We start from the raw sequence: 24,818 nt of genomic DNA, 5'->3' as shown, positions 1-24,818 counted from the left end.
GAAGGTCCGTAGTTTACCTAATCGGCAGGCGGCACGCAGGAAGTCGGATCAACCGTTGCCGCGCGACTGGCGGGCGATGCGCTCGATCAGCGCGCGGGCGTCGTCGGGAGCGCCCTGCAAGGTCAGCAGGCGCGCGTTCAGCACCATGTTTTCGAGCACCAGCTTGGCGGTCGACGCCCACATGGTGGCCAGTACCGCGTCGACCGGCATGCCGGCCGCTTCCATCGCCTGCGAGCGCTCGGCCACCAGGCGGCAGACCAGGGCGCGCAACGCGCCGTCGTCGAACGGCAGGTTGGCATAGTCGATCGGGTCTTCCTTCTCGACCTCCACCATCAACTGCATCAGCATGTCCTCGGTCATCGGCAGCTCCTTGCGGGATGATGAGGGTCACCCCTGGGGGACCCGGCGGCGATGGCTTCGCCCGCGCCGCACATGCGACCGAAGCTACGGCAAAGCGAGCCGGGCTGTCAATTCGCGCTGGCGGCGCAGCCCTTGGGCGGGCCGACGAATCGATCCCGGGCCAGCGATAGAAAACCGCCTGGCATTCCGGCTGAACGAAGCACAGGCGCCGAGGTCAGACACCTGGTTCTCATTCTCATTTCTGACGGAGACACGCCGAACATGACAAAGCGTTTGTTGTCCGCCATGCGCCAGTATGCGTGGTTCCAGGGAGTCAAGCACCACGTCGTCCAGGGCGTCGAAGCGCTGGCCGATCTGCTGAAATCCCCGTCGGTCGCCGCGCGGGCGGTGGCCGCGATCATCGCCGAGACCGAGCACGGCATACAGGTGTGGGTGTCCTATTTCGGCAAGCCGCTGGACCCGCACACCAACTACGTGCTGTGGCCCACGCGCGCGCTGAAGGCCGCGCGCCGCCGCATCGCGTTGCCGGTGTTTCCGGCGCGCGACCGGCCCGAAGGCTAGCGCGATATATGACCATGCAGGCAGGCGCGCTGTAGGCCACGTCCCGACAGCAGCCCGATGGGGGCCGCCACTAGAATGGACATCACACCGCCAACCCACAACATGGAGGCCGAGATGGACATGCCTGAACCGGTACACGACGAAGCGCTGGTCAACCTTTACCTCGACCGCATCTCGGCGCTGTCGGTCAGCGCGTTCGACGGCGCCGATGTTGGTGAGGAGCTCCAGCAACTGATGACCGAGGCAGTCAGCGAATGCGACGCCAGCAAAGCCGCTCCCGTCGGCAACAACCTGCAGGTACTGGTCGCCCGGCTGCGCGAGCGCGCGGCAGCCGCCGAGCGCGAGGATCAACCCGCGGTGCGGGAGACGTTCGAACAGGCGATCGCGCTGGCTGGCGGCTCGCCGAGCTAGCGACGCGAAAACGGTGAACATGCCGGACGCCGAACCGGACACATTCGAACCGTGATTGTTTGCCGCAATCCTGCCACCGGCTCGCGAATCGGGACGCCAGAACAAAAAGGGCGCTCATTGCGAGCGCCCTTTTTGTTGGAACTGGTTGCGGGGGCAGGATTTGAACCTGCGACCTTCGGGTTATGAGCCCGACGAGCTGCCAGACTGCTCCACCCCGCGTCTGGAAGAACAGAATTATGATGCAATCGCGCGCCGATTGCAAGCGTTATTATCGGCGCGAAGACCGGGCGCCACGCGCCAATACATCACGACATGACATGAACGGATGCCGCAGCCTCGCATGCAGGCACGCGGCTCACTGCTCCGGCCCGAGGATGCGGTCCACGCGCGCATAGCCCGCACTGAACGCCGCGACCTCGGCGGCGTGGCGAGTCGCGAAGACCTGTTCGCCACTGGCGATCATTTCGATATCGCCGGCATCGCTCGGATCGGCACCCTCCTGACCGATGCGGACCTCATAGGCCCAGCCCGGCGGCCCGCCGCCCTTGCGCTCGGACACCAGCACATAGACATCCATGCCGCGATAGTCCTCGACACGCCAATCGTCGTCCTGCATCGCGCCTCCTGCATTGCCCTGGTACACAGTCTTCAGGCTAGGCACCGTGCCGTGCAGGCGCAAGGCGGCGAAGGCTGACGCGGCTGTCGGAGAACGGCGCAGTGGAAACGCAAATTGACAGTGAGCCGGTGCAATTCGTGCCATCATCATCGCCATTGCCGACCTTGCATCAGTCGCCCCTGCTTGCCCGGCGCGCCGCACGAACCGGCGAGAACCCGCACCAACGTGATTGCATCATGGATGATCGCAAGATGGACCGAATCGATCGACTGGAACAATCGGTGGCCCGGCTCGAGGGCGACGTCTCGACGTTGAAGACCGACGTCTCGTCCCTGAAGACCGACGTGTCACTGCTAAAGACCGACGTGTCGTCGCTGAAGACAGACGTGTCGTCGCTGAAGACCGATGTCGCCAACCTGACCACCAGCGTCGCGGGCATCCAGACGACGCTGACGCGGCTCGACGCCAAGCTCGACCTGGGCGATATCCGTGCCTCGGTCGAGCGCGCGCATACCGACATCTACAAATGGGTGGCCACGCTGGCCATATCGGTCGCCGCGCTGGGCTTCGCGGCATACGCGGGATTGAAGGCGGGGGTCAATGTCCAGAGCGGACGCCCGAGCGCGGCGGCGAACAGCGAGAATCCGGCCGCGCTGTAATCGGTTGTCGGGACGCCGGATTGCCACCGAGGCCACCGAGGCGGGCGCGGCAAAACCGGCAAGCCACCTCCCCACTTCAACCTCAACCGCAACGCCAAAACAAAAACGGCTTGGAGAGCAAACTCTCCAAGCCGTTCGTACTGCGTGTAGGTGGCGCGGCTGGCAGGATTCGAACCCACGACCCCTTGGTTCGTAGCCAAGTACTCTATCCAACTGAGCTACAGCCGCACGCGAGAAAGAGATTATATCGCGTTTTTTGTTTTTGGGAAGCCCCCTGCCCTATCTTTTTCCGCGTCGCCCCGGGGAGCGGCTGTTCCTATAATGTCTGCCTGCCAAGAAGTGATCCGTACCATGAGCAAGGCATTTGTCAAAGAACCGTCGGACGACGAAGACGACGACCTCCCGGAAGGCGCGACCCCGCTGCCGGCCGGCACCAAGAACTACATCACCGCGCAGGGCTACCAGCGCCTGCGCGACGAGCTGATGCACCTGATCGATGTCGCGCGTCCCGAGATCGTGCAGATCGTCTCGTGGGCCGCGTCGAACGGCGATCGCTCCGAGAATGGCGACTACCTCTACGGCAAGAAGCGCCTGCGCGAAATCGATCGCCGCATCCGCTTCCTGACGCGCCGGCTCGACAAGGCCGAGGTGGTCGACCCCTCGCTGCAAGGCGACAACGACCAGATCTTCTTCGGCGCGACGGTGACCTACGCCAACCAGTCCGGCGAGGAAAACACCATCACCATCGTCGGCATGGACGAGGTCGACCTGGACGCGCACCGGGTCAGCTGGATCTCGCCCATCGCCAAGGCGCTGATCAAGGCGCGCGAGGGAGATACCGTGCCGCTGCGCACGCCCAACGGCATCGAGCAGATCGATATCCTGGAAGTCCGCTATCCGAAGCGCGGCGAGCCCTGAGCCCCTAGCCAGAACCGGGCACGGGCGACGCCTCAGCCGTCGTTGCGGTCGCGGAAGATGCGGATGACGTCGGTGTTGCGGCGCAGGGCCCGCATCACGTTCGCCAGATGCAGGCGGTCGTGGACCTGGATCACGAACTGCATATAGGTCGCTTCCTGCCGCCCGTTGTCCTGGTGCTCCATCGCGACGTGCGCGACGTTGGCGTCGGCGGCGGTCAGGTCCGCCGCCACCCGTGCGACGATGCCCTTGACGTTGCGCACCAGCACCTTGATCGAGACATCGAAGGCGCGCGTGGTCTTGTTGGCCCACATGACCTCGATCCAGTGCTCCGGGTCCTTGCTGTGCAGCCGCTTGGCGACCTTGCAATCCTGAACATGGATCTGCAGCCCTTCGCCCTTGCCGAGATAGCCGACGATCGAATCGCCCGGAATCGGCCGGCAGCATGCCGAGAAGATCATCGACATGCCTTCGTCGCCGGTGATCGGCACCGCGGGCGCCTCCTCGCCGGCGAAGGTCTGCACGGCCGCCATCAGCGCGGTATCGAAGTCGCCCGACAGCTCCTGCAGCAGAATCTCCATGCGCTTGGCGACCACCGCCGGCACGCGCCGTCCCAGCGCCAGGTCGGCGAAGATGTCGTCGCGCTGCTTGTTGCCGGTCCACTGGATCATCCGTTCCCACACCGGCTGCGGCACCGCCTTCAGGTCGATGCCGAGCTGGCGCGCGGCCTGCTCGAGCAGGCGCTCGCCGAGCTGGATGGCCTCGTCGAGCTTGGTCGTCTTCAGATAGTGGCGGATCGCCGCGCGCGCCTTGCCGGTGCGCACGAACGACAGCCAGGCGGGATTGGGCTTGGAGTACGGCGCGGTGATGACCTCAACGATATCGCCGCTCTTGAGCTCGGTGCGCAGCGGCAGCAGCTCGTTGTTGATCTTGACCGCAACGCACTGGTTGCCGAGATCGCTGTGCACCGCGTAGGCGAAATCCAGCGCCGTCGCGCCGCGCGGCAGCGCGCGGATATGCCCCTTCGGCGTAAACACATAGACCGCGTCCGGGAACAGGTCGATCTTGACGTGCTCGAGGAATTCCTGCGAATCGCCGGTCTGGCTCTGGATATCGAGCAGCGACTGCAGCCACTGGTGCGCCTGCTGCTGGATATCGTTGATCTGGTCGGCGTGGTGCTTGTACATCCAGTGCGCGGCGACGCCGGCCTCGGCGATCTGGTGCATCTCGCGCGTGCGGATCTGAAATTCGACCGGCGTGCCGAAGGGGCCGACCAGCGTCGTATGCAGCGACTGGTAGCCGTTGATCTTCGGGATCGCGATGTAGTCCTTGAACTTGCCCGGCATCGGCTTGTACAGCCCATGCAGCGCGCCGAGCGCCATGTAGCAGTGCATCTGCGTCTCGACCACGACCCGGAAGCCGTAGACGTCGAGCACCTGCGAGAACGACAGCTGCTTGTCGTGCATCTTGCGGTAGATGCTGTACAGCGTCTTCTCGCGGCCCGACAGCTCGGCCACGATGCCCGCGTTGGCCAGCGCGCTCTGCGCGGCTTCAAGAATGCGCGAGACCACCTCGCGGCGATTGCCGCGCGCCGCCTTGACGGCCTTCTCCAGCGTGGCGTAGCGGAACGGCGAGCCGACCTTGAACGACAGTTCCTGCAGCTCGCGATAGGTGCTGTTCAGACCGAGCCGATGCGCGATCGGCGCATAGATCTCCATCGTCTCCAGCGCGATGCGCCGGCGCTTCTCCGGCGGCACGAAGTCCAGCGTCCGCATGTTGTGCGTGCGGTCCGCCAGCTTGACGAGGATCACGCGCACGTCGCGCGCCATCGCCAGCAGCATCTTGCGGAAGCTCTCCGCCTGCGCCTGCTCGCGGCTCTGGAATTCGAGCTTGTCCAGCTTGGTCAGGCCATCGACCAGTTCGGCGACCTTGGGGCCGAACTTCTCGGCCAGCTCGCTCTTGGTGATGCCCTGGTCTTCGATCACGTCGTGCAGCAGCGCTGCCATGATCGACTGCGCATCGAGCTTCCACTCGGCGCACAGCTCGGCGACCGCGACCGGATGCGTGATGTACGGCTCGCCGCTCTGCCGGTACTGGCCCAGGTGGGCCTCGTCGGAAAACTGGAAGGCCTCGCGCACGAGGGCCTGGTCGGCCGGCTTCAGGTAATTGAGCTTCTCCATCAGACCGGCGATGGAGATCACCTGCTGCCGCGGCGGCACCGCGGGCTGCGAGGTCGGACCGAAGAAATGCCGGTATGTCTGCGCGAGGACCGCGTCGATGAAGAGGCCTTCCGTGGCCGGCGCGGCCTGACCGGCCGGTGCGGCCACCGCGACGCCGCTGTCGGCCGCGCGCGGCTGCGTGGCCGGGCCGCTGGCCGCGCGGCTCTTGGCGGATGCCATCGCCGGGGCTACGGCACGCTCGCCGACCACGTCGTCGCCCAATGGATCGGGCATGTTCGGCGCGCCGGTGCGCGCCGCGGCGCGCGCCTCCCCCGTGCTGCCCGGTTTGGGCGACGATCGCGAGGAAGAGCGCGGCGACGAAGGCATGATGGCGGCCTGTGGTTCAGACGTGGGCAACGAGTGCGATCAGGGTAATCCGGTCGACCAGGGCGACGATCGGGCGGAATTCCGGAGGAGTTCGCAATGCCGTTGAAAAACCGGGCCGCCAGCCGATCAGGTCGGCACCTTCTTCAGCATTTCGATGCCGACCTGGCCCGACGCGATCTCGCGCAGTGCCACCACGGTCGGCTTGTCCTTGGCCTCGACCTTCGGCGTGTGCCCCTGCACCAGCTGGCGCGCGCGGTAGGTCGCAGCGAGCGCGAGCTCGAAGCGGTTCGGGATGTGTTTCAGACAATCTTCGACGGTAATACGCGCCATATCAAATCTACCTTGAGACAGAAGCTATGCGATGGCCGCCATTTTACCGCAGGTGGCCCGCGGCCCCGCGGCCTCGCATTCAGTGGATGCCGAGTTCGATGAACAGATCGGCGTGTCGCGCCTTCTGCGAGGAGAAACGCAGGCGCGTGGCACGCACCACGCAGCGCAGCTTTTCCAGCGCTTCGTCGAACACGTCGTTGATGATCACGTAGTCGGCTTCGGAGGCATGCGCCATCTCGCTGCCGGCCGCCAGCAGACGCCGCACGATCACGTTGGGCTCGTCCTGCCCGCGCTTGCGCAGGCGCTCTTCGAGCGCGGTCAGCGACGGCGGGAGGATGAAAATCTCGACCGCGTTGGAGAAGCGCTTGTGCACCTGCTGCGCGCCCTGCCAGTCGATCTCCAGCAGCACGTCATGGCCGTGCGCCATCTGCTGTTCGATCCAGACGCGCGAGGTCGCGTAGTAGTTGCCATGGACCTCGGCCCATTCGAGGAAGTCGCCGCGATCGCGCGCCTCGCGGAAGGCCTCGATCGTGGTGAAGTGGTACTCGCGCCCATCCTGCTCGCCCGGACGCGGCGGCCGCGTGGTGTGCGAGATCGACAGGCGGATCGACGAGTCCTGCGCCAGCAGCGCATTGACCAGCGTCGACTTGCCGGCGCCGGACGGGGCCACCACCATGAACAGGTTGCCGGGATAGACGGTGTCGATCGCGGTATGCGCCTGCGGTGCGGCCTGAGGTGCGGCCTGAGGTGCCGCCTGAGAGGCGGACGAAGGACTGGACGGGGTGGGAGACTGAGTCGGGTCGCTCATCTTGGTCATTCGAGATTTTGAATCTGTTCGCGCATCTGCTCGATCAGCAGCTTGAGCTCCATCGAAGCATCGGCCAGCTCCTTGGCCGCCGCCTTCGAACCCAGCGTGTTGGCCTCGCGGTTCAGCTCCTGCATCATGAAGTCGAGCCGCTTGCCGACCTGGCCGCCCTTGTCGAGGATATGCCGGGTCTCGTTCAGATGCGCCTCGAGCCGGGACAGCTCCTCTGCAATGTCGATGCGGATGCCGTAGACGGTCGCCTCCTGGCGGATGCGTTCGCCGATCTCGTCGCGCGACATCGACGGCATGCCGTTCGGCGCGACCAGGTTGAAGGCCTCCTGCAGGCGCTCGGTCAGCTTCTCCTGATGCTGCGCGATCAGTTCGGGCACCGCCGGCGCCAGGCGCCGCACGATCGCCAGCATCGCGTCGATGCGGTCGACCAGCGTGGCCTTGAGCGCGTCGCCTTCGCGGCGGCGCGCCTCCAGCAGTTGCGCCAGCGCGTCCCTGGCGGCGCCGAGCACCGCTTCGCGCAGCGCGTCCTGCGACAGTTCGGGCTCGATCAGCACGCCGGGCCAGCGCAGGATCTCGCCCATGCGCAGCGTGCCGGCCTGATCGAAGGTCTTGGCCACCGTGCCCTCGAGCTCGCGCAGCTGCGCCAGCAGGCCGGTATTGAGCGCCAGCGCCGCGCCGCCCGCATCGGTGCGCTGCAGATTGATGCGGCACTCGAGCTTGCCGCGCGCCAGCTTGTTCGTCAGCATCTCGCGCAAGGCCGGCTCGAAGGCGCGGCATTCTTCCGGCGCGCGGAACAGCAGATCGAGGAAGCGCGAATTGACGGTGCGGAATTCGACCGACACGGCCGCGGTCCGGCCGCTCGGCGCGCCATGCGCGTCGGTCAGCGGTGCCTGGCGGGTCGCCAGGCCATATCCGGTCATGCTATGGATCATGGATTCGTCTCTTGAAGGGGCTGGCGCGCGCGGGCCGCACGACGCGGCGAGGGCTGCCGGCCCGGCAGGTGGGCTGACCAACACTGTATTGTAAAGAACTTTGCCCCCCGGGCCCGGCGGGGGTCCGTTGCCCGGTGCGGAACCCCCGCCGCCAGCGTCGCCCGCCGCCCGGCGTTAAAATCGCGCCTGTTCCCGATTTCCCATCCAAGAGAGCCTCCATGCGACCCAGTGGACGCGCGGCCGATGCGCTGCGCCCGATCACCCTGACCCGCCATTACACCCGGCACGCCGAAGGTGCGGTGCTGACCGCCTTCGGCGACACCAAGGTGCTGTGCACCGCCAGCGTGCTGGCCAAGGTGCCGCCCCACAAGAAAGGCAGCGGCGAAGGCTGGGTCACCGCCGAGTACGGCATGCTGCCGCGCGCCACCCATACCCGCTCGGACCGCGAGGCCGCGCGCGGCAAGCAGTCGGGCCGCACCCAGGAGATCCAGCGTCTGATCGGCCGCGCACTGCGCTCGGTGTTCGATCTGTCGCGGCTGGGCGAATACACGCTGCAGCTCGATTGCGACGTGCTGCAGGCCGATGGCGGCACGCGTACCGCCGCCATCACCGGCGCCTTCGTCGCCGCGCACGACGCCGTCTCGGTGATGCTGCGCGACGGCCTGATCGCCGAAAGCCCGATCCGCGACTTCGTCGCCGCAGTGTCGGTCGGCATGGTCGACGGCGTGCCGGTGCTCGATCTGGACTACGCCGAGGACAGCGCCTGCGACACCGACATGAACGTCGTGATGACCGGCAGCGGCGGCTTCGTCGAGGTCCAGGGCACCGCCGAGGGCGTGCCGTTCTCGCGCGCGCAGCTCGACGCCATGACGCAACTGGCCGAGCGCGGCATCGCCGAGCTGATCCTGATGCAGCGCCAGGCGCTGAACCTGGCATGAGGGCCGGCATGACGGCAGGGATGACCGCAGGCAACGCCATGCGCGCATCGCAACGCCTGGTGCTGGCCTCGAACAACGCGGGCAAGCTGCGCGAGTTCGGCGCGCTGCTCGCGCCGCTGGGTTTCGACGTGGTGCCGCAGCGTGAGCTGGGCATCCCCGAGGCCGAGGAACCGCACGTGACCTTCGTCGAGAACGCGCTGGCCAAGGCGCGCCATGCCAGCCGCCTGTCCGGCCTGCCCGCGCTGGCCGACGATTCCGGCATCAGCGTCGATGCGCTGGGCGGCGCGCCCGGCGTCTACTCGGCGCGCTATGCGCAGATGGCCGGCAAGGAAAAGAGCGACGCCGCCAACAACGCGCATCTGGTCGCCGAGCTGGCGGGCCAGGCCAATCGCCGCGCGCATTACTACTGCGTACTGGTGCTGGTGCGCCATGCCGACGATCCCTGTCCGATCATCGCGGAAGGCCGCTGGGACGGCGAAGTCATCGACACCCCGCGCGGCGAGGGCGGCTTCGGCTACGACCCGTATTTCCTGCTGCCGGCGCTGGGCAAGACCGCCGCGGAGCTGTCGCCGGAAGAGAAGAACCGCGTCAGCCATCGCGCGCTGGCATTGCAGGCGCTGTGCGAGCGGCTGCGGCAGGATGCCTCCGCGGATACCACGGCGCACCGCCAGCCATGATTCCGATCGTCCCCGTTCCCGGCGCCGCGCCCGCCCCTGCTTCCGCGGGCGGCGACAGCGTCGGCCTGTGGCTCACGCCCGGACAGATTTCGCTGCCGGCCTCGCCGCCGCTGTCGCTGTATGTGCATGTGCCCTGGTGCGTGCGCAAATGCCCGTACTGCGACTTCAACTCGCATGCGGCGCCCGACGGCAGCGAGATTCCCGAGGCCGCGTACCTCGACGCGCTGCGCGCGGACCTCGAGCAATCGCTGCCGCTGGTATGGGGACGCCCTGTGCATACGGTCTTCATCGGCGGCGGCACGCCAAGCCTGCTGTCGGCGGCCGGCATGGACCGGCTGCTGTCCGACATCCGCGCGCTGCTGCCGCTGGACGCCGATGCCGAGATCACGATGGAGGCCAACCCGGGCACCTTCGAGGCCGAGCGCTTTGCCAGCTATCGGGCCAGCGGCATCAACCGGCTGTCGATCGGCATCCAGAGCTTCAACGACGAACACCTGCAGGCGCTGGGCCGCATCCACGGCGGCGCCGAGGCCCGCGCGGCGATCGACATCGCGCTGCGCCACTTCGACAACGTCAATCTGGACCTGATGTACGCGCTGCCCCGGCAAACCCTGGCGCAGTGCCGGCAGGACATCGAAACGGCGCTGTCGTACCGCACCTCGCATCTGTCGCTCTACCATCTGACGCTGGAGCCGAACACGCTGTTCGCGCGCTTCCCGCCGGCGCTGCCCGACGATGACACCGCCTACGAGATGCAGGACTGGATCGAGGCGCGCACCGCCGAGGCCGGGTATCGCCATTACGAGACCTCGGCCTATGCGCAGCCCCATCGCGAGGCGCGCCACAACCTGAACTACTGGCGCTTCGGCGACTACCTCGGCATCGGCGCCGGCGCACACGGCAAGCTGTCGTTCCCGCATCGCGTGCTGCGCCAGATGCGCTACAAGCATCCGGCCACCTATATGGCGCAGGCGATGGCGGGCAACGCGGTGCAGGAAGCGCGCGACGTCGATGCCGCCGAGCTGCCGTTCGAGTTCATGCTCAATGCGCTGCGGCTGACCGACGGCGTGCCGGCGAGCCTGTTCCACGACCATACCGGCCTGCCCCTGCATGCGATCCGGCGTGAGCTGGCGCTGGCCACCGACAAGGGACTGCTCGATCCCGACCCGACCCTGATCCGTCCGACCGAGCTGGGACGGCGCTTTCTGAACGATCTGCAGGAGATCTTCCTGAAGTCGTGAGGCATGCCGTGCGGGCATCGCCCATCCTGCAGACCAAAGAAAAAAGCCGCGATCCATTCGCGGCTTTTTTCCTTGCGACGCTGCGATCGCAGCGACCGTATCGTCAGATCGGCGACGCCATATCGTTGGCGACCTGCACGCGCTGACCCACCTGCAGATTGTTGGCCTGGCGCTGCGTCACGGTAGCCATGCGGCCATCGTCGAGGCGCACATGCACGCGATAGACGGTCTCCATGCCGCCCGTGGCGCGCTGTTCGATCTGGTTGCCGGCCACACCGCCCGCCACCGCACCGCCGATGGTCGCGATGGTCTGGCCGCGGCCGCCGCCGATCTGGTGGCCGAGCAGGCCGCCGGCGAGGCCGCCGATCACCGTGCCGAGCAGACCCGAGCTGGCGCCGCGCGGCTGCTGGATCGGCTCGATCGCTTCGACGCGACCGTAGAACACGGAGCCGGCGGGCGCCTGGTAGGCGCCCTGGCCAGTCTGGTAGCCGGCATTGGCCGGGGCGCCGTAGCCATAACCGCCACCGGGCGCCGCGCAGCCCGCGGTACCGATTGCGGCGGCCAGCGCAGCCATGCCAAACAAAGTCTTGCCATTCATTTAATGTTCTCCTGACTTGGACGAGAAGGGACGGGTAGAGACGGGATGCGGCGCGGCGCCGCTCCCTCCTGCCCTAGGAGGTATACATCCAGACAAGGTTCCGCGATGTCGGACGAACGCCGACAGCGGGGGTTTCTTGTCTTCCCGCGATGCAAGATGTGTAACGAGGCGTTTCCCGGCCCCGCGTTTCCCGCGCCGAACCCGCCTTGCTATAATGCGCGGCCGGCGCAAGGCCGGCCCGCCATGGAGACCGGAGACGTGGCCGAGTGGTTTAAGGCAGCAGTCTTGAAAACTGCCGATGGGGTGACCCATCCGTGAGTTCGAATCTCACCGTCTCCGCCATCCCATAAAAAAGCCCCGCGCAAGGCGGGGCAACGACATGCCGCGGAGCGATCGTTCGATCGTTCGATCGATCGTCAATCAATGGTGATCTTGCCGGCCTCGATCACGTTCTTCCAGCGCTGGAGTTCCTGGTTTTCGAACTGCGCAAACTGTTCCGGCGTATTGGCGACGACCTCGAAGCCCGTCTCGGCCAGCTTGGCACGCATCTTCGGCTCGGTCAGCGAGCTGACCAGCGCGCCGTGCAGCTTCGACTTGACGTTCGCCGGCAGTCCGCGCGGCGCCGCGACGGCCTGCCACGAATAGACCTCGACATCCTTGACGCCCGCTTCGGCCAGCGTGGGCACATCGGGCAGCAGCGGCGAGCGCTTGTCCGAGGTAATCGCCAGCGCCTTCAGCTTGCCCGCCTTGATGTGCTGGATCACGGCGTTGATGTTCTGGAACGAGACCTCGACCTGGCCGGCCAGCAGGTCCTGGATCGCCGGGCCGCCGCCCTTGTACGGCACGTGCAGGCCGTCGGTGCCGGTCTTCTGCCAGAACAGCGCCGCGGTCAGATGGTCCGACGAACCGGCGCCCGACGACGCGAAGCTGACCTTGCCCGGGTTCTTCTTCATATGGGCCACCAGGTCCTGCACGCTGCGCGCGGCGACCGACGAATTGGCGACCAGCACGTTGGGCGCGCGCACCGCGACCGTCAGCAGGTCGAAGTCCTTGACCGGATCGTACGGCAGGTTCTTCTGCAGGAAGGGGTTGACCGCATAGACGCCGATCGACGCGATCATGATGGTGTAGCCATCGGGCGGCGCGCGCTTGACCATCGCGGCGCCGATCGCGCCGGTCGCGCCCGGGCGGTTCTCGATCACGAAGGGCTGGCCCAGCTTTTCGTTCAGCGGCTGCGCCAGCATCCGCGCGATAGTGTCGGTCGATCCGCCGGGCGGGAACGGCACCACGACGGACACCGGCTTCTGCGGCCAGTCCTGCGCGGCCGCGGTGCCGGCCCCCAGCAGGCCGCCGGCAAACGCGCCGGCCAGCACGCCCGCGGACAGCATCAGCCGCGGCAGGCGGCGCACACAGGTGATGAAGGACTTGCTCATGTTGTCTCCTGAATCTCTGTTCGTTGTCGAAGGGATCGCGGGCACCGGCTACCGCACCATGCAAGGCGCCTTGTTGTCGAACTTCCAGCCCGGAATCAGAAACTGCATCGCCACCGCGTCGTCGCGCGCGCCCAGTCCCATGCTGCGATAGCACTGGTGGGCCTTCTCCAGCTCGGCCATGTCGATCTCGACGCCAAGGCCCGGACGCGTGGGCACCTGCACCATGCCGCCTTCGATCTTCAACGGCTCCTTCGTCAGCCGCTGGCCGTCCTGCCAGATCCAGTGCGTATCGATCGCCGTGATGCGCCCCGGCGCGGCCGCTGCCACATGGGTGAACATCGCCAGCGAAATGTCGAAGTGGTTGTTCGAGTGCGAGCCCCATGTGAGGCCCCACTCCGCGCACATCTGCGCGACACGCACCGAGCCCTGCATGGTCCAGAAATGCGGATCGGCCAGCGGGATGTCGACCGACTGCAGCCGCACCGCATGGCCCATCTGCCGCCAATCGGTGGCGATCATGTTGGTCGCGGTCGGCAGCCCGGTGGCGGTGCGGAATTCGGCCATGATCTCGCGGCCCGAATAGCCGTCCTCGGCGCCGCACGGGTCCTCGGCATAGGCGAGCACGCCATGCTTGTCGCGGCACAGCCGGATCGCCTCGGCCAGCGACCAGGCGCCGTTCGGATCGAGCGTGATGCGGGCCTTGGGAAAGCGCTCGGCCAGCGCCACGATCGCCTCCATCTCTTCGTCGCCGCGCAGCACCCCGCCCTTGAGCTTGAAGTCGTTGAAGCCGTAGCGTTGGTAGGCCGCCTCGGCCAGGCGCACCACCGCCTCGGGCGTCATCGCCTCTTCATTGCGCAGCCGGAACCAGGCGTCGTCGGCATCGGGCTCCTCGCGATATGGCAGCGTGGTGCGCTTGCGATCGCCGATATAGAACAGATAGCCGAGCATCTCGACGGCGTCGCGCTGCTGCCCTTCGCCGAGCAGCGCGGCGACCGGCACGTCCAGATGCTTGCCCAGCAGGTCGAGCAGCGCCGCTTCCAGCGCGGTGACCGCATGGATCGTGATGCGCAGATCGAAGGTCTGCAGGCCGCGCCCGCCGGCATCGCGGCTGGCGAAGGCCTGCCGCACGCGATTGAGCACCGCCTGGTATGCGCCGATCGGCTGGCCGACCACCAGCGGGCGGGCGTCCTCCAGCGTCTGCCGGATGCCCTCGCCGCCCGGCACCTCGCCGACGCCGGTGCGGCCCGCGCTGTCCTTGAGCAGCACGACATTGCGCGTGAAGAACGGGCCATGGGCGCCCGACAGGTTCATCAGCATGCTGTCGTGGCCGGCCACCGGGATCACGGTCAATTCGGTGACGACGGGCGTGGCGCCCGCGGCGGAGATCGATTGGTCTGTCATGAGGTGTCTCGGAATGCTGTCTCGGGTGGCGTCGTCATCCCCGCCTCCATTGGCACGCCGGACGGCGGCATGAGGGGAACGAGATAAAGGAACCAACAACGTCGGTTATCAGTCGTCGTATAACTTACGACGCAGTATAATGAGCCGTTCCAGAACCGGTCAAGCACCGTACTTACCCTATGAAAGCCTCGACCTTGACCCCCAATCCGCTTCGCCGCCGCGGCCGCACGCTGGCCGAAGAAGCGGTCGCCAGCCTGACCGACAGCATTCGCCAGGGCACGCTGCGCCCCGGCGACAAGCTGCCCACCGAATCGGAAATCATGACCACGCTCGGCGTCAGCCGCACGGTGGTACGCGAAGCGCTGTCGAGGCTGCAGGCGAGCGGTCTGGTCGAGACTCGTCACGGCATCGGTACCTTCGTACTGACGCCGCCTCCCGCCGAATCGGCCTCCCCGTTCCGCATCGATCCCTCGGCGATGGTCACCGCGATGGACGTGCTGGCGATGCTGGAATTTCGCGTCAGCATCGAAGCGGAAGCGGCCGGTCTGGCGGCCGTGCGGCGCAGCGACGCCGATCTGGCCGAGATGCGGCGCGCGCTGGACGAGCTCAAGCGCACTGCCGCCTCGGGCGGCGATTCGGTGGCCTCGGACTTCGCCTTCCACCTGGCCGTGGCGCGCGCCACCGGCAACCGCTACTTCAGCGAGATGCTGGGTCACCTGGGCACGTCGGTGATCCCGCGCGGTCGCCTGCACGTGACGCCCGGCGACCGGGAACAATATCTGGAACGGGTCAACTTCGAGCACGACAGCATCTACGACGCGATCGAGCGCCGCGACCCCGATGGCGCCAAGGCGGCGATGCGCATGCATCTGACCAACAGCCGCGAACGGCTGCGCAAGGCGTCGGCCGCCGCGGCCAGCACGCCGGGCTGAAGGCCCCACGCCATAAACCGATACCCCGATACGCCGGCCGAGGGTTAACCCCTGACTGAAGCCTCTTGCGCTACAGTTGTATGATGTCTTACGATATCGACCATCGAACGGCACTTCGCCATGCAGGCGCCGCCCTCGTCCCACGTTGCGCACTCGGGCAGGACGCCCGGCTCTTTCATCGGAAAATCGGAAACCACCATGTCCCTGAACCCCCAAGACCTCAAACAGATCATCAGCGCCGGCCTGCTGTCGTTCCCGGTGACCGATTTCGACGCCAACGGCGACTTCGCCGCGGCCTCCTACGCGAAGCGTCTCGAATGGCTGGCCCCGTACGGCGCCAGCGCGCTGTTCGCCGCCGGCGGCACCGGCGAGTTCTTCTCGCTGGCCCCGAACGAGTACAGCGACATCATCCGCACCGCGGTCGACACCTGCCGCGGCAAGGTGCCGATCATCGCCGGCGCCGGCGGCCCGACCCGCGTGGCGATCGCCTATGCGCAGGAAGCCGAGCGCCTGGGCGCCCACGGCGTGCTGCTGCTGCCCCACTACCTGACCGAGGCCAGCCCCGAAGGCATCGCCAACCATGTCGAAGCGGTCTGCCGCTCGGTGTCGTGCGGCGTGATCGTCTACAACCGCGCGGTGTGCCGCCTGAACGCGGTGCAGCTGGAACGGCTGGCGGAGCGCTGCCCGAACCTGATCGGCTACAAGGACGGCCTGGGCGACATCGAACTGATGGTGTCGATCCGCCGCCGGCTGGGCGAGCGCTTCGCCTATCTGGGCGGGTTGCCGACCGCCGAGGTCTATGCGGCCGCCTATCGCGCGCTGGGCGTGCCGGTCTACTCGTCGGCGGTGTTCAACTTCATTCCGAAGACCGCGATGGACTTCTACCGCGCCATCGCCGCCGAGGACCACGAAACCGTCGGCCGCCTGATCGACACGTTCTTCCTGCCCTACCTCGACATCCGCAATCGCAAGCAGGGCTATGCGGTCAGCATCATCAAGGCGGGCGCCCGCCTGGTCGGCCACGATGCCGGCCCGGTGCGCGCGCCGCTGACGGATCTGAGCGAAGAGGAATGCGCGATGCTCCAGCAGCTGATCGACAAGGTCGGCGGCCAGTAAATGTCATGCCGTTCTGACGCGCGCTGCGCCCGGCCAGGCCGGTGCGGCGCGCGCCTTGATGCCCCACGGCGCATCGGCTGCCCCAGGTGTTGAACCTCGGCAGCCGATGCGCCATCGACGTTTTCAGGAGAAGCCAATGAAGATCACCGGAGAAATGCTGATCGGCGCCAGCGCCGTGAGCGGCCAGGACGCCGTGCTGCAGGCGATCGATCCCGCCACCGGCGCCACGCTGGGCCCCGACTTTCATGGCGGCGGCGCGGCCGAGGTCGACCGCGCCTGCGTGCTGGCCGAACAAGCCTTCGACGCCTTCCGCGACACGCTGCCGGAACAGCGCGCCAGCTTTCTGGAGCGCATTGCCGACGGCATCGAGGCGCTCGGCGACACGCTGATCGAGCGCGCCCATCGCGAAAGCGGCCTGCCGCTGGCGCGCCTGCAGGGCGAGCGCGGCCGCACCGCCAATCAGCTGCGTCTGTTCGCGCGCGTGCTGCGCGACGGCCGCTGGCAGCAGGCCACCTGGGACAGCGCGCTGCCCGAGCGCACGCCGCCGCGGCCGGACCTGCGCATGCAGAACATCGCGCTGGGCCCGGTGGCGGTGTTCGGCGCCAGCAACTTCCCGCTCGCGTTCTCGGTGGCCGGCGGCGATACCGCTTCGGCGCTGGCGGCGGGCTGCCCGGTCGTGGCCAAGTCGCACCCGGCCCATCTGGGCACCTCGGAACTGGTGGGCCGTGTCATCCAGCAGGCCGTGGCCGATGCCGGCCTGCCCGAAGGCGTGTTCTCGCTGGTGCTGGGCGCCGGCAACGAGATCGGTACCGCGCTGGTCGCGCACCCGGCGATCCAGGCGGTGGGCTTCACCGGCTCGCGCGGCGGCGGCCTGGCGCTGACGCGCGTGGCGCAGCAGCGTCCGCAGCCGATCCCGGTCTATGCCGAGATGAGCAGCATCAATCCGGTCTTCCTGATGCCCGCGGCGCTGGCCGCGCGCGGCGAGCGGATCGCCGCCGAGCTGATCGACTCGCTGGTGATGGGGGTCGGCCAGTTCTGCACCAACCCGGGCCTGGTGATCGCCATCGACAGCCCCGCGCTGGCCGCCTTCCGCGCGGCCGCGGTGCAAGCGCTGGGCGGCAAGCCGGCCGGCACGATGCTGACGCCCGGCATCCATCAGGCCTATCAGCAAGGCGTGGCGAAGCTCGGCGAGATCAACGGGCTGCAGCGCATCGGCACGGGCCTGGCCGGCAGCGGCCCGAACCAGGCCTGCGCCGCGATGTTCGAGACCAGCGCCGCGCAGTTCATCGCCGACCATCGGATGCAGGCCGAGGTGTTCGGTCCGTCGTCGGTGCTGGTGGTCTGCCGGGACATCGACGAGATGAGCGCGCTCACGCGCAGCCTGGAGGGCCAGCTGACCGCCACCGTGCACGCCGATGCCGACGACTACGCGGCGGCCCGCCAGCTGCTGCCGACGCTCGAGCGCAAGGTCGGCCGCGTGCTGTTCAACGGCTACCCGACCGGTGTCGAGGTCTCGTATGCGATGGTCCACGGCGGCCCCTTCCCGGCCACCTCGGACGCCCGCACGACCTCGGTCGGCGCCGCGGCGATCGCGCGCTTCCTGCGCCCGGTCTGCTATCAGAACGTGCCGGGCGAACTGCTGCCGCCGGCGTTGCGCGACGACAATCCGCTGGGACTGTGGCGGCTGCGGGACGGAGAACTGGGCCGGGCCTGACCGCTGGCCCCGGCGGGCGCGACTGTGTGATCCATCCCACAGTCGGTGCAGGGCGACGCCCGTACAGTGACATCGTCACCGTAACGCGTCGCCCGCCCGGCGACCGAGGATCGCCATCATGACCACCCCGCCGCGTGCCCTGCGCATCCCGCCCGAATCCGCCCATGTCGTGGTGGTCGGGCCGGTGCGAAATTGCGCCGCGACCATCGCGCGCGAAGTGGCACACCTGCGGCAGGTTCTTTCCCCCTTCGCCTCGGTCAGCTTCCTGCTGGTCGAGAGCGACTCGACCGACGATTCGGTGCAGCAGCTGCGGCAGCTCGCCGCGCAGGTCCCGGGCTTTGCCTTCGAATCGATGGGCACGCTGCGCGATCGCCATCCGACGCGGTGCGAGCGCATCGCGATCTGCCGCAACGTCTATGTCGAGCGGCTCGCCAGCGACCCACGCTACGCGCATATCGACTACGTGATCGCCGCCGACCTCGACGACATCAACCATGGCTTGAACGCCGACGCGGTGCTCAGCTGCTGGCGCAGCGAGGTCGACTGGGCCGGCATGACGGCCAACCAGCGGCTGGGCTACTACGACATCTGGGCCTTGCGCCATCCCGCCTGGTCGCCGGTCGACTGCTGGGCGGCCTATCGCGACATCGTCGACGTGGTGGGCCATCGCCAGGCGCTGGAGTTGTGCGTCGCCTCCAAGCAGATCCGCGTGCCAGCCAATGCCGCGCCGATCGAGGTCGAATCCGCGTTCGGCGGCTTCGCGGTCTACCGGCGCGATGCCTTCGTCAAGGGGCGCTATATCGGCCTGGACGCCGATGGGCAGGAGATCAACGAGCACGTGTCGTTTCACGCCGACCTGCGCGCGCACGGGCATCGTCTCTATATCAATCCGGCGATGATCAACGCGGATTTCACCGAGCACACCTATCACAAGACACGGCTTGGCCATCTGCGCAAGGAGGTGATGTGGCGGGTGCGCGAGACCGCCGACTTCCTGCACTGCCGGGAGCAGCTGGAATCGGCGATCGACGCGGTCAAGAAGTGGTGGGCCGGGTCGATGCAGCATCCCGGCAAGCTGCGCTGAGGCTGGAAACCCGGCGCCGAAGTCCGGACGCCGGGATTGCACACAGCCTCGATCAGGCGGCCGCGCGCAGCGGTGCGGCCTGCGTGCCCTGCGCGCCAGCAGGGGCGGCAGCGCCGGTCGCACCCGTCATCGCCATCGCGCCGCTGCGCGAGCGTCCGGAACTCAGATACCCGGCGATCGATTCCTGCGTGACCTCGCCCAGATAGACGCCGTCGCCATCGACCACCGGCAGCCAGCTGGTGTTGTGCTGGTACATGCGCGACAGCACGATGCGCAGGTGCTCGTCGACCGCCGCGGTCGCGGCGAACGGACGCAGCACGTCGCCGCAGACCTGAGTGCCCGCGGCCGGATTGCGCGCGTCGCGGCGCGCCACATAGCCGAGCGCACGCTGCCCTTGGTCAAGCACCGGCAGATGGCGCACATCGGCGTCGTCCATCAGCGCCAGCGCCTGCGCCAGCGGCATCTGCGGCGTGGCGGTCGCGCCCATGGTGGCGGCATCGCCCGCGCGCACCAGCAGCAGGCGCTTGAGCGTGTTGTCGTGGCCCACGAAGGCCTGCACGAACTCGTCGGCCGGATGCGCCAGCAGCGCGTCCGGGTGATCGAACTGGACCAGCTTGCCGGCACGGAACACCGCGACCTTGTCGGCCAGCTTGATCGCCTCGTCGATGTCGTGCGAGACCATGATCACGGTCTTGCCCAGTTGCCGCTGCATCTGCAGGAATTCGTTCTGGATGCTCTCGCGGTTGATCGGATCGACGGCGCCGAACGGCTCGTCCATCAGCAGCACCGGCGCGTCGGCGGCAAGCGCGCGAATCACGCCGATGCGCTGCTGCTGGCCGCCCGACAGTTCGCGCGGATAGCGCGTCAGCATCCGGTTCGGATCGAGCTGCACCATCGCCATCAGCTCGCGTGCGCGTTCGCGGCAGCGTTGCTTGTCCCAGCCCAGCAGGCGCGGCACCACCGTGATGTTCTGCTCGATCGTCATGTTGGGGAACAGGCCGATCTGCTGGATCACGTAGCCGATCTTGCGGCGCAGCGCGACCTCGTCGATGCCCGCAGTGTCTTCGCCCTCGATGCGCACGCGGCCCGAGGTCGGCGGGATCAGCCGGTTGATCATCTTCAGCGTGGTGGTCTTGCCGCAGCCCGACGGGCCGAGGAACACGCAGATCTCGCCGCGCGGCACCGTCAGCGACACCGAGTCGACCGCGCGCACCAGCGCGCCATCCTTCTGCGTGAACGATTTGCTCAGTTGGTCCAGTTCGATCATGTGCGGATTCCTTTGGGCGTCAGCACGCGCTGCAACCATTGCAGGCACACGTCCGCCATGATGGCGAGCAGGCTGACCAGGACGGCGCCCACCGCGAGTTTGCTCATATTGCTCTGGCTGATCGCTTGCAGGATCAGCACGCCGAGGCCGCCGGCGCCGATCAGCGCGGCGATGGTGGCGACACCGATGTTCATCACCACCGCGGTACGCACACCGCCGAGGATCACCGGCACCGCCAGCGGCAGGTCGACCAGCCGCATGCGCTGCCAGGTAGTCATGCCGATGCCGCGGCCGGCCTCCTGGATGCCGCTGTCGATGCCGGCCAGCGCCACATAGGTGTTGCGCAGGATCGGCAGCAGCGAATACAGGAACACCGCGGTGACGGCCGGCAGATAGCCGAGCGCGTGGCCGAAGCGCGCGAACACCGGGATCATCAGGCCGAACAGCGCGATCGACGGGATCGTCAGCACCACCGTGGCCAGCGTCATCATCGGCGTGGCCAGCCAGCGCCAGCGCGTGGCCAGGATGCCGAGCGGCACGCCGATCAGGATCGCCAGCCCGACCGCCGCGCCGACCAGCGCGAGATGCTCGCCGGTCAGCTTCAGCAGCGTCGGCCAGCTGTGTTGCAGATAGGAAATCAGGTCCATGAGTTGTCCGTGTCTTGTCCGTCAGAGTCCGGCGCGGCTCAGATCAGCCCGTGCTGGCGCAGGAAGTCGGACGCGACGGCATCGACCGGTTTCTGCTCGATGTCGACGCGGTAGTTCATCTCCGTCATCGACGCGTTGTCGAGCGCGGCCGCCAGCGCGTTCAGCAGTTCCGCCAGTTGCGGATGGGCGTCGAGCACCGCCTTGCGCACCACCGGCACCGCCTGGTAGGCCGGGAAGAAGCCCTTGTCGTCGCGCAGCAGCACCAGGTCGAAGCCCTTGACGCGGCCGTCGGTGGCGTAGACCAGGCCGGTCTCGACCTGGTCGTTGCGCAGCGCCGTGTAGACCAGGCCCGGATCGAGCTGGATCACGTCGCGCCGCGTCCACGGCAGTCCGTAGGCGGCCTTCAGCGGCTCCAGGCCGTCGGGCCGCGCGGCGAACTCCATGTCGACCGCGAAGGTGTGGCGCTTGTCCTCGCCGCCGGCGCGGATCTTGTCCGCGAGCTCGGACAGCGAGGTGACGCCGGCCGCCTCGGCGCGGTGGCGCGGCATCGCCAGCGCATAGGTGTTGTTGATGGTCGACGGCTGCAGCCACACCAGGCCCTTGGCCGCATCGAGCGCCTTGACGCGGGCGTAGCTCTGCTCGGCATCGAGCTTCTCGTCGACGCGGTTGAAGACGATCAGCGCGGTACCGGTGTAGTCCCACACGATGTCGAGCTGGCCGCTCTCCATCGCCTGCCGCATCAGCGTGCTGCCCAGCCCGGCGGTCAGCTCGGTGGTCAAGCCCTTGGCGCGCAGATACTGCGAGGTCATCGACGACAGGATCAGCTGCTCGGTGAAGTTCTTGCCGCCGACGCGCACCGGTGCGGAATCGGCTGCCATCGAAGGGGCGTTCGTCAGCAGCGCGGCGGCACCGAGCAGCGCGGCCAGCCACGTGCGCGGACGAAGCGATCGCATCAGCGTCATGGTGTTCTCCTTGATGTTCCGCTTGAGGTTCCGCTTCATGCCGCCAGCCCTCGCCGGCGCAGATAGAAGCGTCCGCCCGCGGCGAACAGCGCATCGAGCGCCAGCGCCAGCAGCGCGGTGGCCGCGGCGCCGAGCAGCAGCAGCGACGGGTTGTTCAGGTAGATGCCGGGGAAGATCATTTCGCCGAGGCTGTTGGCCCCGATCAGGAACGACAGCGGCACGGTGCCGACGTTGATCACCAGGCTGGTGCGCACGCCGGCCAGGATCACCGGCATCGCGTTCGGCAGCTCGACCCGCAGCAGCCGCTGGCGCGGCGTCATGCCGATGCCCTTGGCCGCTTCCAGCAGCGCCGGCGGCAGACCGCGCAATCCCTCGCAGGTATTGCGCACGATCGGCAGCAGCGAGGCCAGCCACAGCGCCAGCACCGCGGGCCGCTCGCCGATGCCGAGCACGGCCAGCGACAGCGCCAGCACCGCCAGCGACGGCACCGTGTTGCCGATATTGAAGATCTGCATCAGCCGGTCGGCCCAGCGCCGCAGCGCCGGCCGCGACAGCAGGATGCCGGCCGGCACGCCGGTGGCGAGCGCCAGCGCCATCGACCACGCCACCAGGCGCAGGTGATCGGCCACGTCGTAAAGCAGGCGTTCGCGGTGCTGGGCGATCGTGTCGACGCCGACCCAGGCCAGCAGGCCGGCCAGCGCCAGCACGATGAAGCCGGCCCAGCCGAGTCCACGCCAGATTCGCAAAGACATCTTTCCTCCCCTTTCCTCCCGCCGGGCGACGGCGATGCAAGCCGGGACGCGACCGCTGGAGCGGCGCGGCAAGGCGCATCGGCCGCGACGGCGGACCATGAACGGACGGCGGCAACGGACCAGCGCGATGGCGAGACCCGAGCGGGGCATGGCGCCATGGCGGCGGACCCGGCCGGGTCCAGGCTAGATTGGTGCTGTCCGCCATGACCGGCGGGATGCCGGCGGACGGACGGTAGGCGCCCATTGCCGCATGAAGGCGAGGCAGATGGGGGCCCGGTGACGGACCGCGGGGCCGCCCGGAACGGGCGGGCGCCAGCGGCCCTGGCGCGGCGCTGCGGGTCGGCGCGGTGCCGGCATCAGCCGGGTAACGCGCGGACGGTCTCGGACGGTCGCCAAGACGGTCGTCATGACCTCGCAGGCCAGTGGCAGCGCAAAATTGAAGGTTCCGACGCGCCGCCGGATCAATCGGCCGTGGTCGCCAAATCCGCCGCGGCGAGCGCGGAGCTCAAGCGGCTAATTTGCAACAACGGATGGCAAAGAGGTCGCTATTCTAACGAACTTCATCGATCTTGTCACCCCGTCTGTCAACCGGCCGTCTTTTGGCGTCTATTTGCCGGTTCCGGGGCCTGCCCAAAGGGAGCACCAGGCACCCGGCAAGGGTGTCCGCTGCGTTCCATCAGCGTTCACAAAGGCGCCTTCATCATTCCACCGATAGAACGCTCTTTTGCCCTGCCCCCGGCTACCGCTTTCCTGCCAAACCCTTACATTGAGGGGGTACCGCGGCGCGAGTTGCCGCTCAACAGGACACAGGAGATCGACATGGACGCCATCCGTACCGACGACACCACCGCCACCGTTCCGGCCACGGCCGAGGAATCGGTGCATCGCACCCGCACCATCGATCGCGTGGTGCGCGGCATCGCCACCTCTGACGGCGCCGGCGTCAAGCTGACCCGCGTGCTGACGCAGAACCTGCAGCGCCGGCTGGACCCGTTCCTGATGCTGGACGCCTTCGGCACCGACCGGGCCGACGACTACATCGGCGGCTTTCCGGCCCACCCGCATCGCGGCTTCGAGACCATCACCTACATGCTGGCCGGACGCATGCGCCATCGCGACAGCGCCGGCAACGAGGGCCTGCTGGAGAACGGCGGCGCGCAATGGATGGTGGCCGGTGCCGGCGTGGTGCATTCGGAGATGCCGGAACAGCAGGACGGCCGCATGGAGGGCTTCCAGCTGTGGTTGAACCTGCCGGCCAGCGACAAGATGACGGCGCCGTGGTATCGCGACCTGCCGGCCGCCGCCATTCCGACGGTCGCGCTGCCGGGCGGCGCGGCGGTGCGCGTGCTCGCCGGGGCTTCGCACGGCGTGCAGGGCGCGATGACGCGGCCCGTCACCGAGCCGCTGTATCTCGACGTCGCGCTGCCGGCCGGCCAATCGTTCGCGCAGGCCGTGCCCGCCGGGCATAACGCGTTCGTCTACGTGTATCGGGGCGAAGTGAGCATCGGCGAGGGCGACGCGCTGGCCGCGCTCGACGCGCAGCGGATGGGCGTGCTGGCCAACGAGGCGGATGCCGACGGCGTGATCGTCAAGGCCACGCAGGACGCGCGCTTCCTGCTGATCGCCGGCAAGCCGCTGGGCGAGCCGATCGTGCAGTACGGCCCGTTCGTGATGAACAGCGAGGCGGAAATTCACCAGGCGCTGAGCGACTTCCGCGATGGGCGGTTCGAGGGGAAGGTGCAGAGCGCGGGGTGAGTGGGAGAGCGGCGCGGCGCGCCGCTGCCCTCTCCCCGACCCTTGTATGTTGCAAAATTCGTCCCGGACGCCTCAGATCGATTGACCCATGCTCTGAGCGCGAGCTCAAGTTCGAGGGAGAGCGAGGATCGGGGCGTCCAATTCTTGGTAGCGT

The 24,818-nt window shown here is 67.8% G+C and carries 26 protein-coding genes and 3 tRNA genes; 14 read left to right on the top strand and 15 right to left on the bottom strand.

Annotated features, from left to right (window positions below):
* Positions 1-48: 48 nt before the first annotated feature.
* Positions 49-360 carry a hypothetical protein gene (locus J5T34_RS04245; protein WP_208578757.1) on the bottom strand — a complete coding sequence of 104 codons (312 nt, stop codon included), beginning with the start codon at positions 358-360 and terminating at the stop codon, positions 49-51.
* 261 nt (positions 361-621) lie between these two features.
* Between J5T34_RS04245 and J5T34_RS04240 the strand changes: the two genes are divergently transcribed.
* Positions 622-921: a hypothetical protein gene (locus tag J5T34_RS04240; protein ID WP_208578756.1), complete on the top strand. Its 300-nt coding sequence runs from the start codon at positions 622-624 to the stop codon at positions 919-921.
* Between the two features lie 120 nt (positions 922-1,041).
* Positions 1,042-1,332 carry a hypothetical protein gene (locus J5T34_RS04235; RefSeq protein WP_174108817.1) on the top strand — a complete coding sequence of 97 codons (291 nt, stop codon included), beginning with the start codon at positions 1,042-1,044 and terminating at the stop codon, positions 1,330-1,332.
* A gap of 142 nt (positions 1,333-1,474) precedes the next feature.
* On the opposite strand, the gene J5T34_RS04230 is transcribed toward J5T34_RS04235, so the two are convergent.
* Positions 1,475-1,551 (bottom strand) — tRNA-Met (locus J5T34_RS04230).
* A 136-nt stretch (positions 1,552-1,687) separates the two neighbouring features.
* Positions 1,688-1,948 (bottom strand): hypothetical protein, encoded by a 261-nt coding sequence (locus J5T34_RS04225; RefSeq protein ID WP_208578755.1) that lies wholly within the window; start codon positions 1,946-1,948, stop codon positions 1,688-1,690.
* Between the two features lie 236 nt (positions 1,949-2,184).
* Here J5T34_RS04225 and J5T34_RS04220 point away from each other — a divergent pair, with 236 nt between their 5' ends.
* Positions 2,185-2,607 carry a hypothetical protein gene (locus J5T34_RS04220; protein WP_208578754.1) on the top strand — a complete coding sequence of 141 codons (423 nt, stop codon included), beginning with the start codon at positions 2,185-2,187 and terminating at the stop codon, positions 2,605-2,607.
* Positions 2,608-2,758: 151 nt separating this feature from the next.
* Here J5T34_RS04220 and J5T34_RS04215 read toward each other — a convergent pair.
* Positions 2,759-2,835: transfer RNA gene (locus tag J5T34_RS04215), tRNA-Arg, on the bottom strand.
* Positions 2,836-2,958: 123 nt separating this feature from the next.
* Between J5T34_RS04215 and greB the strand changes: the two genes are divergently transcribed.
* Positions 2,959-3,525: a transcription elongation factor GreB gene (greB, locus tag J5T34_RS04210; RefSeq protein WP_208578753.1), complete on the top strand. Its 567-nt coding sequence runs from the start codon at positions 2,959-2,961 to the stop codon at positions 3,523-3,525.
* A 32-nt stretch (positions 3,526-3,557) separates the two neighbouring features.
* On the opposite strand, the gene J5T34_RS04205 is transcribed toward greB, so the two are convergent.
* Positions 3,558-5,975 (bottom strand): RelA/SpoT family protein, encoded by a 2,418-nt coding sequence (locus J5T34_RS04205; protein ID WP_208578752.1) that lies wholly within the window; start codon positions 5,973-5,975, stop codon positions 3,558-3,560.
* On the opposite strand from J5T34_RS04205, the gene J5T34_RS04200 reads away from it, so the two are divergent.
* Positions 5,974-6,174, top strand: a complete 201-nt coding sequence (locus tag J5T34_RS04200; RefSeq protein ID WP_208578751.1) for a hypothetical protein — start codon at positions 5,974-5,976, stop codon at positions 6,172-6,174. The two genes, J5T34_RS04205 and J5T34_RS04200, sit on opposite strands and share 2 nt — an antisense overlap.
* Positions 6,175-6,194: 20 nt before the next feature.
* Here the strand turns inward: J5T34_RS04200 and rpoZ are convergent, their stop codons facing one another.
* The 3 genes from rpoZ to J5T34_RS04185 form a co-directional block, all read right to left on the bottom strand.
* Positions 6,195-6,398, bottom strand: coding sequence for a DNA-directed RNA polymerase subunit omega (rpoZ, locus tag J5T34_RS04195; RefSeq protein ID WP_006578656.1), 204 nt, complete (start codon positions 6,396-6,398; stop codon positions 6,195-6,197).
* Positions 6,399-6,477: 79 nt separating this feature from the next.
* Positions 6,478-7,074 (bottom strand): guanylate kinase, encoded by a 597-nt coding sequence (gene gmk, locus J5T34_RS04190; protein WP_208578767.1) that lies wholly within the window; start codon positions 7,072-7,074, stop codon positions 6,478-6,480.
* A gap of 137 nt (positions 7,075-7,211) precedes the next feature.
* Positions 7,212-8,147 carry a YicC/YloC family endoribonuclease gene (locus tag J5T34_RS04185; RefSeq protein ID WP_208578750.1) on the bottom strand — a complete coding sequence of 312 codons (936 nt, stop codon included), beginning with the start codon at positions 8,145-8,147 and terminating at the stop codon, positions 7,212-7,214.
* Between the two features lie 218 nt (positions 8,148-8,365).
* Here J5T34_RS04185 and rph point away from each other — a divergent pair, with 218 nt between their 5' ends.
* From rph to hemW, 3 genes are read left to right on the top strand one after another with little or no spacing between them, the layout of a single operon-like run.
* Positions 8,366-9,085 (top strand): ribonuclease PH, encoded by a 720-nt coding sequence (gene rph / locus J5T34_RS04180; RefSeq protein ID WP_208578749.1) that lies wholly within the window; start codon positions 8,366-8,368, stop codon positions 9,083-9,085.
* A gap of 38 nt (positions 9,086-9,123) precedes the next feature.
* Positions 9,124-9,762: an RdgB/HAM1 family non-canonical purine NTP pyrophosphatase gene (gene rdgB / locus J5T34_RS04175; RefSeq protein WP_244258695.1), complete on the top strand. Its 639-nt coding sequence runs from the start codon at positions 9,124-9,126 to the stop codon at positions 9,760-9,762.
* The gene (gene hemW, locus J5T34_RS04170) at positions 9,759-11,003 is read left to right on the top strand and encodes a radical SAM family heme chaperone HemW (protein WP_208578747.1); all 1,245 of its coding nucleotides are present in this window, start codon (positions 9,759-9,761) and stop codon (positions 11,001-11,003) included. Before rdgB ends, hemW begins: the two co-directional genes overlap by 4 nt.
* Positions 11,004-11,106: 103 nt before the next feature.
* On the opposite strand, the gene J5T34_RS04165 is transcribed toward hemW, so the two are convergent.
* Complete coding sequence (locus tag J5T34_RS04165; protein ID WP_174108828.1) at positions 11,107-11,601, bottom strand: glycine zipper 2TM domain-containing protein; 495 nt, start codon at positions 11,599-11,601, stop codon at positions 11,107-11,109.
* Between the two features lie 252 nt (positions 11,602-11,853).
* On the opposite strand from J5T34_RS04165, the gene J5T34_RS04160 reads away from it, so the two are divergent.
* Positions 11,854-11,943, top strand: a tRNA-Ser gene (locus tag J5T34_RS04160).
* A gap of 74 nt (positions 11,944-12,017) precedes the next feature.
* On the opposite strand, the gene J5T34_RS04155 is transcribed toward J5T34_RS04160, so the two are convergent.
* Positions 12,018-12,989: a Bug family tripartite tricarboxylate transporter substrate binding protein gene (locus J5T34_RS04155; protein ID WP_244258697.1), complete on the bottom strand. Its 972-nt coding sequence runs from the start codon at positions 12,987-12,989 to the stop codon at positions 12,018-12,020.
* A 93-nt stretch (positions 12,990-13,082) separates the two neighbouring features.
* Positions 13,083-14,435: a glucarate dehydratase gene (gene gudD / locus J5T34_RS04150; RefSeq protein WP_208578746.1), complete on the bottom strand. Its 1,353-nt coding sequence runs from the start codon at positions 14,433-14,435 to the stop codon at positions 13,083-13,085.
* A gap of 179 nt (positions 14,436-14,614) precedes the next feature.
* Between gudD and J5T34_RS04145 the strand changes: the two genes are divergently transcribed.
* The 4 genes from J5T34_RS04145 (at position 14,615) to J5T34_RS04130 (ending at position 19,281) form a co-directional block, all read left to right on the top strand.
* On the top strand, positions 14,615-15,367 hold the full coding sequence (locus J5T34_RS04145) for a FadR/GntR family transcriptional regulator (RefSeq protein WP_208578745.1): 753 nt from the start codon (positions 14,615-14,617) through the stop codon (positions 15,365-15,367).
* A gap of 198 nt (positions 15,368-15,565) precedes the next feature.
* On the top strand, positions 15,566-16,483 hold the full coding sequence (gene kdgD, locus J5T34_RS04140) for a 5-dehydro-4-deoxyglucarate dehydratase (protein ID WP_208578744.1): 918 nt from the start codon (positions 15,566-15,568) through the stop codon (positions 16,481-16,483).
* Positions 16,484-16,619: 136 nt separating this feature from the next.
* Positions 16,620-18,197, top strand: a complete 1,578-nt coding sequence (locus J5T34_RS04135) for an aldehyde dehydrogenase (NADP(+)) (RefSeq protein ID WP_208578743.1) — start codon at positions 16,620-16,622, stop codon at positions 18,195-18,197.
* Between the two features lie 118 nt (positions 18,198-18,315).
* Complete coding sequence (locus tag J5T34_RS04130; protein WP_208578742.1) at positions 18,316-19,281, top strand: hypothetical protein; 966 nt, start codon at positions 18,316-18,318, stop codon at positions 19,279-19,281.
* A 52-nt stretch (positions 19,282-19,333) separates the two neighbouring features.
* Here the strand turns inward: J5T34_RS04130 and J5T34_RS04125 are convergent, their stop codons facing one another.
* From J5T34_RS04125 to J5T34_RS04110, 4 genes are read right to left on the bottom strand one after another with little or no spacing between them, the layout of a single operon-like run.
* Positions 19,334-20,548 (bottom strand): osmoprotectant ABC transporter ATP-binding protein OsmV, encoded by a 1,215-nt coding sequence (locus J5T34_RS04125; RefSeq protein WP_208578741.1) that lies wholly within the window; start codon positions 20,546-20,548, stop codon positions 19,334-19,336.
* Positions 20,545-21,195 carry an ABC transporter permease gene (locus J5T34_RS04120; protein WP_208578740.1) on the bottom strand — a complete coding sequence of 217 codons (651 nt, stop codon included), beginning with the start codon at positions 21,193-21,195 and terminating at the stop codon, positions 20,545-20,547. Before J5T34_RS04120 ends, J5T34_RS04125 begins: the two co-directional genes overlap by 4 nt.
* 38 nt (positions 21,196-21,233) lie before the next feature.
* Complete coding sequence (locus J5T34_RS04115) at positions 21,234-22,148, bottom strand: glycine betaine ABC transporter substrate-binding protein (protein ID WP_432207627.1); 915 nt, start codon at positions 22,146-22,148, stop codon at positions 21,234-21,236.
* 44 nt (positions 22,149-22,192) lie between these two features.
* Complete coding sequence (locus J5T34_RS04110; RefSeq protein ID WP_208578738.1) at positions 22,193-22,909, bottom strand: ABC transporter permease; 717 nt, start codon at positions 22,907-22,909, stop codon at positions 22,193-22,195.
* An 819-nt stretch (positions 22,910-23,728) separates the two neighbouring features.
* On the opposite strand from J5T34_RS04110, the gene J5T34_RS04105 reads away from it, so the two are divergent.
* Positions 23,729-24,664, top strand: coding sequence for a pirin family protein (locus J5T34_RS04105; RefSeq protein WP_208578737.1), 936 nt, complete (start codon positions 23,729-23,731; stop codon positions 24,662-24,664).
* The last annotated feature ends 154 nt before the right edge of the window (positions 24,665-24,818 follow it).

Source organism: Cupriavidus gilardii (assembly GCF_017598945.1).
GTDB classification, from domain to species: domain Bacteria; phylum Pseudomonadota; class Gammaproteobacteria; order Burkholderiales; family Burkholderiaceae; genus Cupriavidus; species Cupriavidus gilardii_E.
The sequence above is the reverse complement of the archived record's forward strand: the minus strand, read 5'-3'. Positions and strand labels throughout refer to the sequence as shown.

What these genes read in the sequence shown, in the direction of transcription:
- rph (WP_208578749.1), top strand. Translation starts at nt 8,366, where the DNA reads ATGCGACCCAGTGGACGCGCGGCCGATGCGCTGCGCCCGATCACCCTG.
- gmk (WP_208578767.1), bottom strand. Translation starts at nt 7,074, where the DNA reads ATGGTGGTGGCCCCGTCCGGCGCCGGCAAGTCGACGCTGGTCAATGCG.
- J5T34_RS04225 (WP_208578755.1), bottom strand. Translation starts at nt 1,948, where the DNA reads ATGCAGGACGACGATTGGCGTGTCGAGGACTATCGCGGCATGGATGTC.
- gudD (WP_208578746.1), bottom strand. Translation starts at nt 14,435, where the DNA reads ATGACAGACCAATCGATCTCCGCCGCGGGCGCCACGCCCGTCGTCACC.
- J5T34_RS04245 (WP_208578757.1), bottom strand. Translation starts at nt 360, where the DNA reads ATGACCGAGGACATGCTGATGCAGTTGATGGTGGAGGTCGAGAAGGAA.
- J5T34_RS04155 (WP_244258697.1), bottom strand. Translation starts at nt 12,989, where the DNA reads ATGCTGTCCGCGGGCGTGCTGGCCGGCGCGTTTGCCGGCGGCCTGCTG.
- J5T34_RS04200 (WP_208578751.1), top strand. Translation starts at nt 5,974, where the DNA reads ATGTTCGGCGCGCCGGTGCGCGCCGCGGCGCGCGCCTCCCCCGTGCTG.
- kdgD (WP_208578744.1), top strand. Translation starts at nt 15,566, where the DNA reads ATGTCCCTGAACCCCCAAGACCTCAAACAGATCATCAGCGCCGGCCTG.
- J5T34_RS04185 (WP_208578750.1), bottom strand. Translation starts at nt 8,147, where the DNA reads ATGATCCATAGCATGACCGGATATGGCCTGGCGACCCGCCAGGCACCG.
- J5T34_RS04135 (WP_208578743.1), top strand. Translation starts at nt 16,620, where the DNA reads ATGAAGATCACCGGAGAAATGCTGATCGGCGCCAGCGCCGTGAGCGGC.
- rpoZ (WP_006578656.1), bottom strand. Translation starts at nt 6,398, where the DNA reads ATGGCGCGTATTACCGTCGAAGATTGTCTGAAACACATCCCGAACCGC.
- J5T34_RS04115 (WP_432207627.1), bottom strand. Translation starts at nt 22,148, where the DNA reads ATGCGATCGCTTCGTCCGCGCACGTGGCTGGCCGCGCTGCTCGGTGCC.
- J5T34_RS04130 (WP_208578742.1), top strand. Translation starts at nt 18,316, where the DNA reads ATGACCACCCCGCCGCGTGCCCTGCGCATCCCGCCCGAATCCGCCCAT.
- J5T34_RS04220 (WP_208578754.1), top strand. Translation starts at nt 2,185, where the DNA reads ATGGATGATCGCAAGATGGACCGAATCGATCGACTGGAACAATCGGTG.
- J5T34_RS04235 (WP_174108817.1), top strand. Translation starts at nt 1,042, where the DNA reads ATGCCTGAACCGGTACACGACGAAGCGCTGGTCAACCTTTACCTCGAC.
- rdgB (WP_244258695.1), top strand. Translation starts at nt 9,124, where the DNA reads ATGCGCGCATCGCAACGCCTGGTGCTGGCCTCGAACAACGCGGGCAAG.
- J5T34_RS04145 (WP_208578745.1), top strand. Translation starts at nt 14,615, where the DNA reads ATGAAAGCCTCGACCTTGACCCCCAATCCGCTTCGCCGCCGCGGCCGC.
- J5T34_RS04120 (WP_208578740.1), bottom strand. Translation starts at nt 21,195, where the DNA reads ATGGACCTGATTTCCTATCTGCAACACAGCTGGCCGACGCTGCTGAAG.
- J5T34_RS04110 (WP_208578738.1), bottom strand. Translation starts at nt 22,909, where the DNA reads ATGTCTTTGCGAATCTGGCGTGGACTCGGCTGGGCCGGCTTCATCGTG.
- J5T34_RS04125 (WP_208578741.1), bottom strand. Translation starts at nt 20,548, where the DNA reads ATGATCGAACTGGACCAACTGAGCAAATCGTTCACGCAGAAGGATGGC.
- J5T34_RS04205 (WP_208578752.1), bottom strand. Translation starts at nt 5,975, where the DNA reads ATGCCCGATCCATTGGGCGACGACGTGGTCGGCGAGCGTGCCGTAGCC.
- J5T34_RS04240 (WP_208578756.1), top strand. Translation starts at nt 622, where the DNA reads ATGACAAAGCGTTTGTTGTCCGCCATGCGCCAGTATGCGTGGTTCCAG.
- J5T34_RS04165 (WP_174108828.1), bottom strand. Translation starts at nt 11,601, where the DNA reads ATGAATGGCAAGACTTTGTTTGGCATGGCTGCGCTGGCCGCCGCAATC.
- hemW (WP_208578747.1), top strand. Translation starts at nt 9,759, where the DNA reads ATGATTCCGATCGTCCCCGTTCCCGGCGCCGCGCCCGCCCCTGCTTCC.
- greB (WP_208578753.1), top strand. Translation starts at nt 2,959, where the DNA reads ATGAGCAAGGCATTTGTCAAAGAACCGTCGGACGACGAAGACGACGAC.
- J5T34_RS04105 (WP_208578737.1), top strand. Translation starts at nt 23,729, where the DNA reads ATGGACGCCATCCGTACCGACGACACCACCGCCACCGTTCCGGCCACG.